The organism is Microcoleus sp. D3_18a_C4 (genome assembly GCF_036702415.1).
GTDB lineage: Bacteria > Cyanobacteriota > Cyanobacteriia > Cyanobacteriales > Microcoleaceae > Microcoleus.
Map to the genome: position 1 here is coordinate 23,500 of NZ_JAUBTI010000012.1, position 14,465 is coordinate 37,964.

General features: G+C 46.6%; 15 protein-coding genes. 5 read left to right on the top strand and 10 right to left on the bottom strand.

Features of this window, described 5'->3' with window-relative positions; all coding sequences use genetic code 11:
- Positions 1 to 101: 101 nt before the first annotated feature.
- Positions 102 to 239, bottom strand: a complete 138-nt coding sequence (locus tag QUB16_RS08695; protein WP_333315540.1) for a hypothetical protein — start codon at positions 237 to 239, stop codon at positions 102 to 104.
- A 105-nt stretch (positions 240 to 344) separates the two neighbouring features.
- Here QUB16_RS08695 and speD point away from each other — a divergent pair, with 105 nt between their 5' ends.
- Positions 345 to 767, top strand: a complete 423-nt coding sequence (gene speD, locus QUB16_RS08700; RefSeq protein ID WP_006633984.1) for an adenosylmethionine decarboxylase — start codon at positions 345 to 347, stop codon at positions 765 to 767.
- Between the two features lie 85 nt (positions 768 to 852).
- On the opposite strand, the gene QUB16_RS08705 is transcribed toward speD, so the two are convergent.
- Positions 853 to 1,449 (bottom strand): hypothetical protein, encoded by a 597-nt coding sequence (locus QUB16_RS08705; protein ID WP_333315542.1) that lies wholly within the window; start codon positions 1,447 to 1,449, stop codon positions 853 to 855.
- A 145-nt stretch (positions 1,450 to 1,594) separates the two neighbouring features.
- Between QUB16_RS08705 and queF the strand changes: the two genes are divergently transcribed.
- A complete protein-coding gene (queF, locus tag QUB16_RS08710) occupies positions 1,595 to 2,014 on the top strand; it encodes a preQ(1) synthase (protein WP_006633986.1) in 420 nt (139 codons plus the stop codon).
- A 37-nt stretch (positions 2,015 to 2,051) separates the two neighbouring features.
- Here the strand turns inward: queF and QUB16_RS08715 are convergent, their stop codons facing one another.
- From QUB16_RS08715 to QUB16_RS08735, 5 genes are all read right to left on the bottom strand, one after another.
- Entirely contained in the window at positions 2,052 to 2,249 is a 198-nt protein-coding gene (locus QUB16_RS08715) for a DUF2283 domain-containing protein (protein WP_333315543.1), read from the bottom strand.
- A gap of 259 nt (positions 2,250 to 2,508) precedes the next feature.
- Complete coding sequence (locus tag QUB16_RS08720) at positions 2,509 to 3,921, bottom strand: cytochrome c biogenesis protein (RefSeq protein WP_333105948.1); 1,413 nt, start codon at positions 3,919 to 3,921, stop codon at positions 2,509 to 2,511.
- Positions 3,922 to 4,239: 318 nt separating this feature from the next.
- Entirely contained in the window at positions 4,240 to 4,971 is a 732-nt protein-coding gene (locus QUB16_RS08725; protein ID WP_445251107.1) for a cytochrome c biogenesis protein CcdA, read from the bottom strand.
- A 208-nt stretch (positions 4,972 to 5,179) separates the two neighbouring features.
- A complete protein-coding gene (locus QUB16_RS08730) occupies positions 5,180 to 5,473 on the bottom strand; it encodes a hypothetical protein (protein ID WP_333315545.1) in 294 nt (97 codons plus the stop codon).
- A 58-nt stretch (positions 5,474 to 5,531) separates the two neighbouring features.
- A complete protein-coding gene (locus QUB16_RS08735) occupies positions 5,532 to 6,248 on the bottom strand; it encodes a pentapeptide repeat-containing protein (RefSeq protein WP_333315546.1) in 717 nt (238 codons plus the stop codon).
- A gap of 525 nt (positions 6,249 to 6,773) precedes the next feature.
- Between QUB16_RS08735 and QUB16_RS08740 the strand changes: the two genes are divergently transcribed.
- Entirely contained in the window at positions 6,774 to 7,487 is a 714-nt protein-coding gene (locus QUB16_RS08740; RefSeq protein WP_333315548.1) for a tetratricopeptide repeat protein, read from the top strand.
- A 116-nt stretch (positions 7,488 to 7,603) separates the two neighbouring features.
- Here the strand turns inward: QUB16_RS08740 and QUB16_RS08745 are convergent, their stop codons facing one another.
- Positions 7,604 to 8,941, bottom strand: coding sequence for a peptidylprolyl isomerase (locus tag QUB16_RS08745; protein ID WP_333315549.1), 1,338 nt, complete (start codon positions 8,939 to 8,941; stop codon positions 7,604 to 7,606).
- Positions 8,942 to 9,061: 120 nt separating this feature from the next.
- Between QUB16_RS08745 and QUB16_RS08750 the strand changes: the two genes are divergently transcribed.
- A complete protein-coding gene (locus tag QUB16_RS08750; RefSeq protein ID WP_333286220.1) occupies positions 9,062 to 9,613 on the top strand; it encodes a peroxiredoxin in 552 nt (183 codons plus the stop codon).
- Positions 9,614 to 9,826: 213 nt separating this feature from the next.
- Here the strand turns inward: QUB16_RS08750 and QUB16_RS08755 are convergent, their stop codons facing one another.
- Positions 9,827 to 10,366, bottom strand: a complete 540-nt coding sequence (locus QUB16_RS08755; RefSeq protein WP_333315551.1) for a phosphate-starvation-inducible PsiE family protein — start codon at positions 10,364 to 10,366, stop codon at positions 9,827 to 9,829.
- Positions 10,367 to 10,747: 381 nt separating this feature from the next.
- Between QUB16_RS08755 and QUB16_RS08760 the strand changes: the two genes are divergently transcribed.
- A complete protein-coding gene (locus QUB16_RS08760) occupies positions 10,748 to 11,350 on the top strand; it encodes a superoxide dismutase (protein WP_333315553.1) in 603 nt (200 codons plus the stop codon).
- Between the two features lie 94 nt (positions 11,351 to 11,444).
- Here QUB16_RS08760 and QUB16_RS08765 read toward each other — a convergent pair whose 3' ends face one another.
- Entirely contained in the window at positions 11,445 to 14,165 is a 2,721-nt protein-coding gene (locus QUB16_RS08765; protein WP_333315555.1) for a bifunctional acetate--CoA ligase family protein/GNAT family N-acetyltransferase, read from the bottom strand.
- Positions 14,166 to 14,465 lie beyond the last annotated feature (300 nt).

Consider the following 14,465-nt stretch of genomic DNA (forward strand, 5'->3'; position numbering starts at 1 on the left):
ACACCGAGAAACCCGATTTTTGTATGGGCGGTGCCCAGAGTGCCGGCCCTTCCGGGTTTCTAGCCTCTCCATCGCCCGGAGCTGATTAAGGCGGTTGAGCTTTAACCCAATTCTACGGAAAGCCGATTTTGGCAGGAAATGCAGGAAACATCGATCGCCCCGCTCAAACTCCAATCGAACTCAACCTGCACTCGGTCAGGGCCAAAGCGCCCCAAAAAACCCGGTATCCTCGCGCTCATCGCTATTTGGGAAATATTTTGGGAATTTACTTGAAAATTTATGGACACCGTGCTATGGTTAAAAGGTTTGAGACTTAAAAATCAATAGAGGTAAAACCCCGCAGAATGAAACAATTGGGAACCCATCTGGTCGCTGATGCTTGGCAGTCTCCTGGAGACCTGCTTAACGATCCTGAACGTATCCGCCGCGCTATTCTCGATGCGATCGAAGCCGGAGGAGCTACTCTCATCGATTTGTGCGTACACCAGTTTAGTCCTCACGGAGTGACAGCTACTGCTACTTTGGCAGAGTCTCATATAGCAATCCATACTTGGCCTGAACACGGTTATTTTGCTGCAGACTTATTTTTCTGCGGAGCCGGCGACCCTCACCGAGCCATGAAGGTGCTACAGACAGCTTTGGAAGCTAAACAGGTAAAACTCACTGAGTTCACGCGCGGTTTCGAGCCAGGGGTGGGAATTGTAGGCTCTGCTTGTGAAGAGCAGTATGCCCCTCGTTCAGTAGAAACGAGTGCCGCCAGAGGATGATGGCCTTCTCAGCGTAACTTTGAACAATTTATGCTAGGTTTTGTTTAAAATCCCACGGCTTGAGCCGTGGGATTCTTGTTGGAATTTACTTTTTCATTAATAAAGGGCGGACAACTAAATAACCTGCACCGAAAGCTGCAATCACAATCAGAAAAATCGCGATCGCCAACCACAATCCATTTAAATCTGAGGCTTTTTTGGGTTGAGAGCGCACGCGGTAAGGAGTTTCCGGCACCTCTGTAAATAATTTTTCGGGAAGTGGCTGCGGCATCGAGGGGACTGTTGGCTCCGGTTCCGGTAGGGGGAAGGGGAAAGCCACTGTCTGAGGTGGTTGAGGTATGGCAGAGTTAGTCTGCGAGGTTACAGGTGGTGGGGGCGGAGGTTCAATGCTGAAATTGAATTTGACTGACGGCATTTGAGGCATCCCTGTCTGGGTGACGCTCTGAGCCGAGTTGACTACTTGCTGTAACTGTTGGGATACTTGAACTACTGTTTCTACTTCTCGCCGCAGTTGTTGATTTTGTTGGACTAATTGCTGATTGTGGGTTTTGAGGGAGTCCACCATCGCTTGGGCTGCTTGCAGCTCTGCCGTGACTTCTCGATAGAGGGAAATCGGTACCGATGGAGAGTAACTATTTGAGTTTTCGGGGGAAGTATTGTCAGATAAGGTAGTATTTTGCATAATTGTAGATGGCGAGGGTGAACTTGTTTTAGTGTAGCCTGAGACTATTTGCAATTAGATCGATCGCAACACAATTCGTCAAGATATTTGTTACAGATATTGAAGGTAAATTTAATTTAATGTTACAAGTTTTTAGTCGATCGCTATGAACAACTACGCACCGGAACAAACTATGTCGCAAAAGTCAAGCACCGAGGAAATGAAATACGGCGAGCGCCAGATTTTGGAAGGGGAGTTAATTACTTTCCCTAATCCGCGAGTCGGGCGGCGCTACTCGATTAACATCACTTTGCCGGAGTTTACTTGCAAGTGTCCGTTTTCTGGCTATCCCGATTTTGCGACTATTCACGTTACTTACGTGCCAGACGAGCGGGTGGTAGAGTTAAAGGCGCTGAAACTGTACGTCAACAGTTATCGCGATCGCTACATTTCTCACGAAGAATCGATCAATCAAATTTTAGACGATTTTGTGGCCGCTTGCGCGCCGCTGGAAGCGACAATTAAAGGCGATTTTTCGCCGCGCGGGAACGTGCACACTGTGATTGAGGTGTCGCATCAGAAGTAGGTGCAGTCCCTGTGAGTGTCCGCCCGCTTGAACTGCTTTAGCGGGTAGGTATCTCATCGGAGAGAGATTCTAATGACATAAATTGTTTGACATTTAATATTTCAATCAACACCAGTTCTCCGCTGCTAGAATAGTGCAGAATCATGTTTCCTTCATCTTCGGCATAGGCGATCGGGGCATCGGAAATTTCGATCAGCATCGCATCTACATGGGGGCTGTATCTAATCTTTTTCATATCTTGACTTTCTAGAATCTCTTTAGTAATGCGTGTTAACTGAACTCAATCCTTTTTAGGATCGCGAATTAAATAATTTACACTCTTGAAAGTGGGGAGTAGGGGTTGGGCGTCCCGCCCGCCCTTTCTGGACGGGCGGGACGCCCATCCCACAAGAACCATCAAAATTGTAAGTTATTTAATTCTCATTCCTTATCACATTTATTTCCTGTTTAATTATCCGTTTTTCACCTGGTGTAAGGTGCAGCGCACCCTACGGTTAGTTTTGATTCGCTAGAGAAGTCGGCGCTATTTCGCTCTTTTCTTCCTCTTGTTTCGATTCTGCCAACTTGTCCAAAATCTCCACAACTTCTCTTTCAAAACTCACCTGAGCGCGATTAGTGCGCCCGCCGACGTATAGTTTGCCGTTGGTTTCCAAAGCCCAAATCTGCGAGTGAGACAGATAGCTCATCAGCACACTGAGCATCAGCAACCCGAAGCCAGTATAAACGATCGGAATACCCGGATCGGCTTTAATTTGCAATCCCGTACTGCCTACAACTTCGTCAATAGTCAGCATGACTCCGTTAACTTCTACCGCCGTTCCTGCGCGAACTGTAGTTAACAATTTGCCATCCGTACCGTACACTAACATTGTGCCTTGCAAGTCTTTTGCTAGCAGAGAAACTCCCGCACTCAAATCTGGTTTTGTCGGAATCCAAGCTCCCCAAATTCTGCCTTTACCTTGAGTGTCTAGCTGAGCCATTGGCAATTGTAAAACCGGGCTTTTGTTGAGGCGAACTCGCACGGCGGCTATTGCCCAATCTGCTTGATAAAAAGTGACTCCCCGATATCTGAGGGGCTCGTTAACGTGAATGGTTTTGCGATCGACCTCTTGGCCTGTTTTGTCCAAAACTGACAGGTCAGAGTAAAATTGGTCGATGCCGCCTTCGGGAGTATAATCAATCCAGAACCGATTAACTCGCATCGACCAATCCTTCGGTATTTGCGGCCCGGCCCAAGGCCCCGCATCTAAGATATTCTGCACCTGAAATGTTTCGCCGCTGGGAACAATTTCTTGACCGAGAAATCCCGTCATTGCGCCCCATATCGACCCAGTTAAAATAATTAGCATACTGGCGTGAACAATAATCGGGCCGATTTTGCCAATTATTCCCTTGCGGGCATAAACTTTTTCGCCTTCTCGAAATATGCGGTAGTTTTTTTGCTGCAAAAGTGGTTCTAACGAACTTAAAGCAACTGTTTCTAATTCCGCACTGAGAGCTAATTTTTCAAACTGCTTTGGTTCTTCATAAAATTTCCAGCGGCGGGCGGCTTTTAATGCGGGAAATTGTCGGGTAAATGTACAAGCTGTTAAGCTGCTGCCGAACAAAATTAAGATTGACAAAAACCACCAAGTGCGGTATACGTGGTCAAGTCCTGCAATTAGCACAACTTTCCAAGTTAGGAAGCCGAACAAAGCAGGGTGTTCTGGATAGTTAGATTGGTAAAAGGGTACTGATTGGCCTTGTTCGATGACGGTGCCGGAAATGCTGAAAAATGCGATCGTCAGCAGCAAGATAATTGCCAGCCGCAAATCTGCTAGCACCGGCAAGATTTCTCGCTTGAAAAACTTTTGAGGGGCAGTCGCCCAGTTTGAGAGTTTTGATAGAAATACTTCTTTTGATGTCATTGGTAATTATGGAGGAAGTTCGGCAACGGATTTTGTAACGGATGTAACGGATGTCAGCAAGTTCGGCAACGAAGCAGTGTACAAGATGTAACGGATGGCACAAGGGAGAAGGAAGAAAAAAGAGGGAAAAACAAAAGATGAACAAAATATTATTATGTTTATTGAAAAAGTCTCAATCAATTTTGAATTCTTTCTCTTTTCTTTCTTTCTTCCTTCGTGTTCTTCGCGTCTTCGCGGTTCGTTAAAAAAAACTTAATTCACGCATTCCGTAGTGATTGCTATCTCTCTAAATAAGGGCTGAAGTCCTTACAACGAAACTTACGCGGGCAGTATCCGGGAAAGCAGGGAGAAAACGCCAAATCCTACTAGCAAAACGCCGCTAACAGGCGTAATCCAACTCGACCACCGACGCAATTCTAACAACTTTTTAATGCTAGCAGTGAAAGTACCTGCTATAATCAGCGGAGCGACGTAGCCCGCCGCGTAAAACAGCAGCAACACACCACCTAAAACTGTATCTCCCGTTTTGGAAACCCAAGCTAAGAGGGTAGCTAAAACCGGCGTGCTGCAGGGAGACGCTACTAAACCAAAAGTTAAGCCCAATAAGTACGATCGCACGCCCGCCGGCAAATCTTTCGGCACCCACCCCACAGCGTCGAAAGACGGCAGTTGCAAGGGTAAAGCTTCGAGTAAATTCAGCCCCATTAGAATAGCAATAATGCTGACAAGAATCGGCAAACCCACGCCAATTTTCCCGTAAACTTGTCCGGCAAATGATGCTACAATACCTAAACCCGCAAGGGTGGTGGCTAATCCCAGGGAAAACCACGCAGACTGGGCGGCAGCTTGCAGGCGGCTTTTTGCTTCGTATCCGCCGATGTAGCCGATCGTGATCGGCAACATTGAAAGCATACAGGGCGTTAAGCTCGTTAGCAACCCTGCCAGAAAGATGACTCCGACGCTGACTAAACTGAGGTTTGTCAGTTGAGTATTTACTAAATTATTAGCAAATTGTGCGAGTTCGTAAAGTTGAGTTTGCAGGGTTTCCATCAGTCGATTTTAGATTTTAGATTTTAGATTTTAGATTGACTTCACAGCCCATCGATTTTAGATTTTAGATTTTAGATTATTAGATTTTAGATTGACTCCACAGCCCATCGATTTTAGATTTTAGATTGACTCTACAGATGAATCTGGGAGTTTAAACTAAATATCTAATTTTTTTGCTCTTCAGGACTCCTGTCGGGGGCTTGTAGCCCTAGGCAGGTGACTTCAGGTTCGGGGGTGTTCTGGCTTTGTTGAAAATTGTAACAGATGCGTGCAGGTTCGGTTTGAGATTTAAGATTTTAGCGATATTTACTGGTTGGGAGTTGAAAGGTCGATCGCACCCTGGTTTAAATTGATATCTTGACAGCATCCTCAACAAGCTGTTGGCAATGGGCGCAGCTTGGGAGTTAAAAGGTCGATCGCACCCTGGTTTAAATTGATATCTTGACAGCATCCTCAACAAGCTGTTGGCAACGGGCGCAGCTACACCCGATAATTCATGCACTGCGAAATCAGCCCGAAAGCCTGTTGTTGAAATTATTCAAGCAGACTTTAATTTTACTCTACTGTAAATTCAAGCTACTTTCTTCATTAATAGACCCGTCCGGCATTATTGCCCCTGCCAGCACCGCACCTCTGAGATTTGCTCCCGTTAAGGTAGCGCCTTCTAAATTAGCATTGCTCAAATTTGTGACTTGTTTGGAACCTCGGAAAAAGAAGCTGTGCAAGTCAGCACCTCTCAAGTTACTGTCGGCTAAATTAGCATATTGCAAGTCAGCACCGTGCAGCGTCGCATCCGTTAAATTAGCTTGGGTAAGATTGCTTCCCCAAAGTCGAGAATCTAAGACATTAGCATCTTGTAAATTGGCGCGGCTCAGATTTGCTAAAGTCAGATTAGCATCCCACAACTTCGTGCCGTTGAAATTAGCTTCCGTCAAATTGGCTCGACTGAGATCCGTGCCTAAAATATCAGCATTTGCTAAATTAGCGCTACTGAGGTCTGCACCAGAAAGGTCAGCATTTTTTAAGTTAGCACCGGACAAATTAGCACCGGACAAATTAGCGCCGGACAAATTGGCTTCTTGGAGATTAGCTGCCCGCAAATCGACAGCGCTCAAATCGCATTGCTTCCAGAGAAAGCTGACGCACCAATTATCTTTTAATAGGTGACTCAAATCCTCCGCATTCGCGGCCATCACAGGAGGAGTTAAGTAGAGAGTGAACAGGACGATCGCCAATACGGCCGCGAAGAAAATTTTCAACCTCATAACTCTTTTCATTGACACTAATTTGCGCCATTAATTATTGATGTCTAATCAAAGCATAGCAAATAATCTGCAACTTTCCTCCGCAAGATTACTCAAAAATATTAGTAATTTGTGGAACAGGCCGGAAAGCCTGTTCTTGAGAATGGTGCTCTGGGCGTGAGTAAAAACCGGGTTTAAGATGGCCGTGTTCGATGGACAAATCCCGATCGAATATCGCTACAAAGTAATACTTGCTGCGGGCAGTTGCGATCGCTCCCCCAGGGGCCTACCTGCAAACAATCCCCGTAGGAACTGCTCAATATGGGAAGAAAGAAACCGCCAAGCTAGCCTAAAAACCTTATATTTAAAGGGTTGTAGACGCATTTGTTCTGAATTGCGATCGTCATCACTAACTAAGCCCAACTTTCATCACACAATTCAAGCCCCAGCATCACAAAATCTCATCAAACTTATCACGTTCCTGAGACTACGGATATCACTGTCAGTAGCTGAAGTATGGAGGAAAATAAGAGCATACAGTTGAACACCACTCCTCCCATGCCTACTATCCCCCTTCTCCCAAGCCAATTAGTTGTCACAACTATTTTCAATTCGATCGAATCTTTGGGATTCACTAATATTGCAGGCAAAGTATTTCCGGGGGAGCAAGCTGAATCCCGACAAGAGGCAAATTTAAAAGTTAGTACCCAAAAGTTTTACACTAAGGGTTTAAAAAATCTCGAACAACAAGACTTGCACGGCGCTATTAAAAATTTTACTGCCACAATTAACATTAATCCGCAATTCGCGTCCGCTTACAACGATCGCGGTGTGGCCCGCTACAAATTAGGCTACAAGCAATCGGCGATCGAAGATTTAACTACCGCCATCGAACTCAATCCTTACCGAGCCAAGTATTACAGCAATCGGGGGTTTATGCTGACTGGTTTAAAAGATTATACTGCGGCGATCGCCGATTACAACTCAGCACTCCTGCTCAACCCTAATGTAGCTCAATCTTACTTTAACCGAGGTGCTATCCGCCTGCAAATGGAGAATTCCCTGGCAGCACTAGCTGATTTTGAGTCAGCAATTCGCCTCGATAGCGATTTTGCTAAAGCTTACTTTAACCGAGGAGTGATTAGATATAAATTGAGAGAGGTTCAGGGAGCATTTGAGGATTTTCAGAAGGCGGCCGAGCTTTTTAAGCTGCAGGGAAGAATGGATTCTTATCAAGATGCAGTTTCTAAAATTAGCCAGCTAAGGTATTAGTTGAATTGGGGAATTGAGAATTGGGAATTGGGAATTAGGAATTGGGAATTGATAATCAGGTAAGGTGCACCGAAGAGCACCCTACACCTATAATTATGGCGTCAGTCTGGTTAAAGTTAGCCAACTCTCAAGGCGGCGTCTCCGGGGGGCAAGTTATCGACAAGGAAAGCAGTAGAAAAGTTAATTGCAAAGGCGGCGTTTTGAACTGCTGCAGGGGCGGCATTTTGAACCACAGCCAAAGTCACTCCTCCAAATTGAATGAGTGTGTTGCTGCCAGATTGGGTGAATGAGGTGTTGGATAAAGGGCTGGTTAAGCCAATACGATCGCCATCTCCCGGCCTAAAATCAAGAATTATATCGCTCGTCCCATCCAACTCCAGATTTTCACCCGTAACCAGAACAAAAGTATCTGCCCCCGCGCCACCAGTAAGAGTATCGCTACCAATATCGCCAATCAAAAAATCGTTACCATCGCCGCCGATTAAAATATCGTTTCCTCTGCCGCCTCGCAAAAAGTCGTTACCAGCATCACCATTGACATTATCGTCGCCGAGATTTCCGTTGATAATATCGTCGCCCACACCTCCGCTAATGGAGTCGTTACCTTTGCCGCCTCTGAGAAAGTCGTCACCCGCTTCCCCCGTGAGGGTATCGTTGCCTTGGCTGCCATTAATTGCATCATCCGTCGGCGAACCGAGGATGGCATTGTTGCCGCTACCTCCCACTACACCGCTGGGATTTTGCTGAGAGTCTTGGGAAGTAACTTGATAGTTATTGGTGGTGTTTGGCAGTCTGAGCGCTCCCAAAGATAGATTTACGAAATTGGTACTATTGATTAAAGCGTTGAGCGCATTAACATCGCTAACTATGCTAGAAACCCGGCTGGGAACGATTCCTTGAACGACTTTTGCCGTCGAAATGCGATCGCCCTGCTGCACCGCATTCACCGTTTCAAAACCTTGAATAACGTTGCCAAAAACAGCATAATTACCATCCAAAAATGGCAACTCATCCAAAGCAAAATAAAACTGCGAAGAAGCCGAATTCAAAGCATTAGAACGAGCCATTGCCACAGCCCCGCGAGTGTGCGGCAACTGCGGCGTCTGGGTTACAACTTGGTTGTAAACAGGTTGCGCGGCCCCTTGCGGCTTGATTTCCAAAGGAATAAAACGCGGCTGATTGGTATCCGGGTCAATAAAATTACCCGTTCCCAATTGACTTGCTGGAATTCTCGTATCTCTGCTGCGCGGATCGCCTCCTTGCACCACAAAAGGCTCTGGCTGGCGCACAACTCGGTGAAACATCACCCCGTCGTAAATGCCTCGTTCAACTAAGTCAACAAAATTTCCCCCTGTAATCGGGGCATTAGTGCCGTCTACTTCGATCGTAACGGGTTGACCGTTAATTACCTGGACTACTATAGCTTTGCCTGTTAACGGGAGTGCAGCGCTCATGGGTAAATTGCTATTTGAGTGAGTGATATTTGGGTTTTAGAAGCAATCCGCGAATTGCCCTTACCCATTTAATCAGAAAACTGTAAACTTGTCTTAAGTACAGTTCTACTTCTAAAATTTATGATGTCCCGTCGCAAGTTTTTTAGCACTTTATTGGCAATTTGTCTAGTTGTTCTAAGTTTCAATTTTGCCACACCTGCATTGGCCCTCGGTGGCAAGCTTCCGACGCTGAATGAAGCCGCACCGGATTTTAGTTTGCCGACAAACAGCGGCGACGGACAAGTGTCCCTGTCCGATTATCGCGGTAAGTGGCTGGTAGTCTATTTTTATCCGAAAGACTTTACATCGGGATGTACGATCGAAGCGCGGAGATTTCAGGAAGACTTGCCGAAATACTTGGCAAAGAATACTCAAATTATCGGTATTAGCGCTGATGATGTCAACTCCCACGCGGAATTTTGCGATTCGGAAGGTTTAAAGTTTCCGCTGTTAGCTGATACGGATGGTAAAGTGAGTAAAGCTTACGGTTCTTGGATGAGTTTTATCTCGGCGCGGCACAGTTTTATTATTGACCCTGAAGGAATTTTGCGCGAAACTTTTGTGAAGATTAATCCGGCGATTCACTCCAAAGAAGTGTTGGCTCGTTTGGGGGAATTGCAGGCTAACGGGTAATACCATTTGAGATTTGAGATTTGAGATTTGAATAATTGGGAAGGACTGATGAAGCTTGTATTTGTAGTGAGGACTAAAGTCCTCTGTATTTTCAGAGGATTTTAGTCTTCAGTACACACGTTATCAGGTTGATTTTACTGGAAATGATGGCGGGTAACGTGACAAGCAATATCAGAATAAATCTAAAATCTAAAATCGCCTGTGCTGCCATACTCAGTGAGAATTAAACTTGCTATTGACTGCAAGAGGATCGACAGAAGATTCAGGCTCTGAAAATTTTCTATTTCTGCTAGCCATGCGGCGTTCCGGGTCAATTCCCTCGAAAGTCGGTGGCAACCAAACTCGGACTACCAACAACACTCCCAAAACTAGCAGAAATGCGCCTGTTGATAATATTTGAACCCAGGGAGTTTCCAGCACACCCCGCACGATGACTTCTCGCAAAACTGATACAATACAAACTTCCACAGCCACCCCTATCGAAACGCGCTGCTCTTGCAAGTAAATAATTAGCAGCCGAAATAATTCCACCAAAACCAATAAAAATAGAATGTCGGCCGTCACTTCCTGAAAATTCAAAGGAGGCAGCAGCGAGAAAAACATTTCTCGCAGTTCGAGTACCATGAAACAGAACAAACCAATACACAAAGAAATTACAATTAAATCTTGGACTGTTTCCAGAGCGGTGACTATTAGTTTTAGATTCAACCATTGGGGGGGGTGATTGATCTGGTTATTTGAACGGTTTTGCATAGACGGCTCCTCCAATCTGTTTGACTTGTTTACAGCTTAAGTTAAACTTAGCTTATATTTGACCAAAAATCCGTTTAATTTATTTATAACCCTTATAAAAATTCCCTCTGTTGACAATTTCCCACAAACTTTTATTTACCGCGCTGGCGGGTTGACAGTTCGCCAAAGTTTGTGGTAAATACGACCTCCGATTAGTAGATTTGACTGGTGAAAAGCACAAGTCAAAATCCTAAAATGCTGCAACTGCTATAAAATAGGAAAATTGTAAAGAATTATTTACCACAGCTTGATAAACTCAAGCTAGGGACTCTCGGCTTTAATCATACAAAAGCCGCCAAGTCAACCGAAAAACCAAAAGTAATCCAGAGAGGATTGAACACAATGGCATTTGAACTCGCACCATTACCCTTCGCCCCTGACGCCCTAGAACCAGCTCATATGTCGGCTGAGACGTTTTCCTTCCACCACGACAAGCACCACGCTGCTTACGTCACCAATCTGAATAAACTGATTGAAGGGACTGAAATGGCGAGCAAATCCCTTGAAGAAATTGTCAAGGAATCTGCTAAAGACCCCTCCAAAGCAGGCATTTTTAACAATGCAGGTCAAGTTTGGAACCACAATTTCTTTTGGAATTCCCTCAAACCGGGCGGCGGCGGCACTCCGACAGGACCTTTAGCTGAAAAAATCAACGCTGACTTTGGCAGCTTTGACAAATTCAAAGAAGAATTCAAGACTGCTGCGACAACTCAGTTCGGTAGCGGCTGGGCTTGGCTAGTTTTAGACAACGGCACTTTGAAAGTTACCAAAACTGCTAACGCCGACACCCCGGTTGCACACGGCCAAACTCCGTTGCTGACTTTGGATGTGTGGGAACACGCTTATTATTTGGATTTCCAAAACCGCCGTCCCGACTACATTACTAATTTCTTGGATAATTTGGCTAACTGGGATTTCGCAGCCGCAAATTTGGCTGCGGCTTAGTAGCATCTGAGTTTGAGGACTAAAGTGCTCACTACCAACCTATAAAGTTTCTAGTGAGCACTTTTAAATGAGAATTATTTAACAAAACTTGCTATTAGCACACAAAAACAGCTTTCAACATTCCTTCGCTTCGGTCTGGTTGGAGTTCAAATCCTAGTTTTTTACAGAGGCTCTGCATCTTGTAGTTGCTATTGAGAATGTAGCCGACGATCGCCTCTAATTTCTCTTCCTGACCAATTTGCAGCATCCGCCTCAATAATTCTGTTCCCAAACCGCGCTTCTGATAGCTATCGCTAACGATCAGCGCAAATTCGGCTTGGTTTGTGCCGTGGAGTTTGCTCAGACGCGCTACTCCCAAAACCCGGTGTTCTGAGGTTTCCGGGTCTTGACGATCGGCTACTAATACCATTTCGCTATCGTAGTCAATAAAACAAATCCGGGTCAAACGTTCGTGAGCGATGCGGTGCTTTAACTTTACCATGTGAGCGTAGCGCAAATACACGCTCTCTTCGGAAAGTTCTTGGTGGAAGATCACCATCAGCGGCTCATCTTCTGGGCGAATGGGACGGATGGTGAGGGGACGATCGCCCTCCGTTGACCATGTTTGAACGTATTGCGTAGGATAGGGGCGAATCGCGGGTGAAATGCGGTTTTCTGTTGTCTGGAGAACAACGCGGGCATCAAGAGCGATCGCCCCTTCAGGAGAAACCAACAGCGGATTAATATCAATCTCGGCAATTTGAGGTTGCTCTACAATCAGTTGACTGAAACGAACTAATAACTGTTCGAGTTTTACCAGGTCAATTGCCGATCGACCGCGCACTCCTTGCAAAGCTTTATAGATGCGCGTTTGCTCCATCATCCGCCGCGCTAGGGTGGTATTTAAAGGCGGAAGTGCCAGCGATCGATCTTGAAAGACTTCCACTAATTGTCCGCCGGAACCAAACAGCATCACCGGCCCAAATTGTGGGTCAATACTGCTACCCAAAATTAGTTCATAGCCTTCCAAATGCACCATCGGCTGCACGGTTACGCCAAGAAACGCTGCAGGATCGATCGCCCGTACCCGCTGGGATATCGCCTCAAAGGCACTAATTACAGCGTTAGCATCGCCTAAATTTAGTTGGACGCCCCCCACATCGGTTTTGTGAGTAATCGTCTCAGAATGGAGTTTTAGCACCACTGGATAACCGAGGCGATCGGCAATTTCCACAGCTTCGCGATCGCTGGTGGCTATGGATGTGGCGATGGTGGGAATCCCATAAGCGGAGAGCAACTGCTTTGATTCGTATTCTGTTAACAGAGTGCGATCGCTTTTGCGTGCAGAAGTCACAATATTTGCGACCGCCGAGCGATCGGGACTCCAGACATCGGAATCAGCCGAGAGAGAAGGCGTTTCGTAGATAGCGCGCAGGTTGTATGTGTACCGCCACATATAGTTGAATAACCTGACGGCGGTATCGGGATAGGGGAAAGTCGGAATATTTGCCTGATTGAGAATTTGCGTTCCCGCTGACACTTCCACACCGCCCATCCAGCTTGCTAATAAGGGCTTTCCGAGTTGGCTGTAAGACTTGAGTTTTTCTGCCGTTTGGGTGGGATTTGTCATCGCTTGTGGCGTCAGGATGACCAGCAATCCGTCACTATTGGGATCGGGAGCGACAACTTCTAGAGTTTTGGCGTAAAGATCGCTACTAGCATCGCCCAAAATATCGATCGGGTTGTGATGACTCCACTGAGGCGGCAAAAACTCATCAAGCTTCTGCACCGTCTCCGGTGACAGATTTGCCAGCGCACCGCCGTCGCTAATTAAGGCATCAGTGGCGATCGCCCCTGGGCCTCCTGCATTGGTGACGATCGATAGGCGGTTGCCCTGCGGTCGCGGTTGCTTGGCGAGAATTTCTGCCATGTCGAACAAATCGGAAATCGTATGTACGCGCAACGCGCCACAGCGGCGGAAAGCAGCGTTAAGCACGTCATCGCTGCCGGTCAAAGCTCCCGTATGGGAAGCGGCGGCTTGGGCGGCGGCGGCGGTACGTCCTACCTTGAGAATGATGATCGGTTTGTCGATCGCCACTGGGCGGGCGGCGGACAGGAACGAACGAGCATCACCCATAGATTCCATGTACAAAACGATACTGTGAGTATGTGGATCGTCCCCGAAATACTCGATCAGATCGCCCCAACCGACATCGAGCATAGAGCCGATCGACACAAAGGCGCTAAAACCGACATTTTCCCCCAAACTCCAGTCGAGAATCGAAGTACAGAGGGCGCCGCTTTGACTGATGAAAGCGACATTACCCGGACGGGCGATCGTACCTGCAAAAGTAGCATTGAGTCCAAGCACAGGATTCATCACCCCGAGGCAATTTGGGCCGATAATCCGCATTCCGCCCCGACGCGCCTCGGCCATAACTTGCTGTTCTAAAGCCTCCCCAGCCGCACCAATCTCTTTAAACCCAGCAGAAACAATAATTGCCCCTTTCACCCCAGCAGCGATACATTCGCGGATCACTTGCGGCACCCCAGCAGCAGGCGTAGCAATCACCGCCAGATCCACTCTTTCCGGGACGCTAGCAATGTCAGGATAAGACTTGAGCCCCAAGACGCTGTGGCGCTGCGGATTCACCGGAAAAACTGTTCCGCCAAAGGGATTCCGAATCAAGTTCCACAGGAGAGTTCGTCCGACGCTTCCTTCTCTCTCTGTGGCGCCGATTACAGCCACGGAGCGAGGCCGAAAAATCCGATCGAGCGGATGACGCTGTTCTTTCCAAATATCGTGAGCCCGATCGCTCGCAGTGCTTTGATTCATTGAATTTATCTGCATAGTAACCTACTTCAATTAATCAGCAATTAATATTGCTCTGCTTTCGATAACAATCACCGAATCAAATCCGAACTCTTTTTCGGCTTTTTCTTCATCTTTCTCTCGTGTTCGCGGTTCGTGACCCAAAAATCTCATTTCCCGTTTCCGACCGACCCGCCCTTAAACAACCTTTCCGTTGTCCAAGTGTTAGTTGGGGAGCCAAGTTTGTCAGAGCTTCCTCAACAATAATTCAAGAGGATGCTCTGCCTACTATCTATCGTGAACAAACCTGACGGTCAACTGAGT

Coding starts and splice junctions, on each gene's coding strand:
- QUB16_RS08695 (WP_333315540.1), bottom strand. CDS start 239: ATGAGCGCGAGGATACCGGGTTTTTTGGGGCGCTTTGGCCCTGACCGA.
- speD (WP_006633984.1), top strand. CDS start 345: ATGAAACAATTGGGAACCCATCTGGTCGCTGATGCTTGGCAGTCTCCT.
- QUB16_RS08705 (WP_333315542.1), bottom strand. CDS start 1,449: ATGCAAAATACTACCTTATCTGACAATACTTCCCCCGAAAACTCAAAT.
- queF (WP_006633986.1), top strand. CDS start 1,595: ATGAACAACTACGCACCGGAACAAACTATGTCGCAAAAGTCAAGCACC.
- QUB16_RS08715 (WP_333315543.1), bottom strand. CDS start 2,249: ATGAAAAAGATTAGATACAGCCCCCATGTAGATGCGATGCTGATCGAA.
- QUB16_RS08720 (WP_333105948.1), bottom strand. CDS start 3,921: ATGACATCAAAAGAAGTATTTCTATCAAAACTCTCAAACTGGGCGACT.
- QUB16_RS08725 (WP_445251107.1), bottom strand. CDS start 4,971: ATGGAAACCCTGCAAACTCAACTTTACGAACTCGCACAATTTGCTAAT.
- QUB16_RS08735 (WP_333315546.1), bottom strand. CDS start 6,248: ATGAAAAGAGTTATGAGGTTGAAAATTTTCTTCGCGGCCGTATTGGCG.
- QUB16_RS08740 (WP_333315548.1), top strand. CDS start 6,774: ATGCCTACTATCCCCCTTCTCCCAAGCCAATTAGTTGTCACAACTATT.
- QUB16_RS08745 (WP_333315549.1), bottom strand. CDS start 8,941: ATGAGCGCTGCACTCCCGTTAACAGGCAAAGCTATAGTAGTCCAGGTA.
- QUB16_RS08750 (WP_333286220.1), top strand. CDS start 9,062: ATGATGTCCCGTCGCAAGTTTTTTAGCACTTTATTGGCAATTTGTCTA.
- QUB16_RS08755 (WP_333315551.1), bottom strand. CDS start 10,366: ATGCAAAACCGTTCAAATAACCAGATCAATCACCCCCCCCAATGGTTG.
- QUB16_RS08760 (WP_333315553.1), top strand. CDS start 10,748: ATGGCATTTGAACTCGCACCATTACCCTTCGCCCCTGACGCCCTAGAA.
- QUB16_RS08765 (WP_333315555.1), bottom strand. CDS start 14,165: ATGAATCAAAGCACTGCGAGCGATCGGGCTCACGATATTTGGAAAGAA.